The organism is Escherichia sp. E14V7 (genome assembly GCF_004212225.1).
Classification (GTDB): Bacteria; Pseudomonadota; Gammaproteobacteria; order Enterobacterales; family Enterobacteriaceae; genus Escherichia.
On the sequence record NZ_RHJJ01000036.1, the window covers coordinates 1 to 1,769 of the forward strand.

The 1,769-nt window shown below is 44.9% G+C and carries 2 protein-coding genes and 1 pseudogene; all 3 read left to right on the forward strand.

Annotated features, from left to right (window positions below):
- A pseudogene (locus tag D9741_RS23285) lies at positions 1 to 591 on the forward strand (phage tail protein); the annotation flags it as partial.
- Complete coding sequence (locus D9741_RS23290) at positions 591 to 872, forward strand: hypothetical protein (protein WP_130221288.1); 282 nt, start codon at positions 591 to 593, stop codon at positions 870 to 872. The pseudogene D9741_RS23285 and the gene D9741_RS23290, both read left to right, overlap by 1 nt.
- A gap of 9 nt (positions 873 to 881) precedes the next feature.
- Complete coding sequence (locus D9741_RS23295) at positions 882 to 1,571, forward strand: tail fiber domain-containing protein (protein ID WP_130221289.1); 690 nt, start codon at positions 882 to 884, stop codon at positions 1,569 to 1,571.
- Positions 1,572 to 1,769 lie beyond the last annotated feature (198 nt).

Genomic DNA, 1,769 nt, shown 5'->3' on the forward strand with positions numbered 1-1,769 from the left:
CCGGATACAGGTCAGATGGTGGCATCAGGGGATTGTCTCGATGTAACCACTCCCCAGATTGAGGCTGGTACAGGCGCATCATCTTTTATTGTTACGGGGGCTGCACCGGTAACACGGGCAAGCGATATAGTTACAGTCCCAATTAAGAATAATCTTTATAATCTTCCTTTTACGGTTCTTTGTGAGGTACATAAGAACTGGTATAAAACGCCAAATGCAGCACCGCGTGTTTTTGATACCGGCGGTCATCAAACCGGAGCGGCTATTATTCTTGGCTTCGGTTCTTCAGCAGATTACGACGGATTTCCTTATTGCGATATTGGTGGGTCTAACAGACGGATAAACGAAAATGCATCACTTGAAAAAATGGTTATGGGGATGCGTGTAAAGTCTGATCAGTCTACATGCGCAGTAAGTAACGGGCGTATATCCAGCGAAACAAAAACCACATGGTCCTGTATTCAGAGCACCGCAGTTATCCGTATTGGAGGCCAGACTACAGCCGGTTTACGCCATTTATTTGGTCATGTCAGGAATTTCAGAATATGGCACAAGGCATTGACTGATGCTCAGATGGGGGAGTCAATCTAATGAAAGATTTAACACTCAAATTTGCAGACAGGGCCGACTTTTCGGCCTTTATGGAGAGCATTGGCTATTATGATGACGAGTTGATGCAGGATGATATTCTTATTGACGTGATAGGTAACGTGTACAAAGAAACCGGAGAACTGACTGAAGATGGCGAGCCGGTATGTGCTAAGGAAGACGGATATTTTGTAAATGTGCGCATCATTAATGATTCGCAAATATCGTCATTATTCGATGAACACGCGGTTGCTGTTGAGCATCAACTCCGTAGCTGGATGTGAGGAAGAAAAATGGCTACATCGACAGTAATTCCTGATGACATCAAAACGCTAAAGGGAGATGTCAGTAAGGCAAAGGAAGATATTTCCTCAATTAACGTAAAAGTATCAACGCTTCAGACTGATATGACCAGTGCAAAGCAGGATATCAGCACCAGATACACAAAAACTGAAGTTGATAATAAGCTGAAAAACAAAGTGGAAGTGAACGATCTGGAAAGCGGTCGTTATGGCGGAGATTTTTATCCACTGACAGGTCGTGAAGCGTTTTATTTATGGGGATTGGGCATGACTACAGCGGCGGCAAACCTTTATCTTAATCCTGACCCTGCAATTTCGTCTGTACTGCGGTCAACATCGTCTATTCGCTATAAACATTCAGTAGAGACGATAGATTCAGAGCACGCCGATCTCATTTTCAAGATGCGCCCTGTATGGTACAGGTCGCAATGCGAAAATGACAGGCGTGACTGGGGATTCTACGGGTTGATTGCCGAGGAAGTAGGAGAAATTGCCCCTCAGTTTGTACACTGGCGACCAGCTAACGAGAATGATGCTCCTGAAGCTATTTCCAGCAATGGCCTTGTTGCCGAAGGTGTAATGTACGAACGTCTGGTTGTTCCACTGATTCACCATATCCAGAAACTGACTGAAAGAGTTGAAGAACTTGAGTCAGAATTAAAGTTGTTATCAACTTCCTGAAGCGATATCGGATAAAGGAGGAGTAATGGATATAAGCCCCTTACTTCATGCGCTTTGTGCTGTGGCTGCGCAGGTACTGATTGGCCTTTTTACCGGAAACTGGGCTTACGGTGCGATAGCTGGTTGTACGTTCTTCATTGCGCGTGAACATACCCAGGCAGAATATCGCTGGATTGAAATGTTCGGGCATGGCAAGCG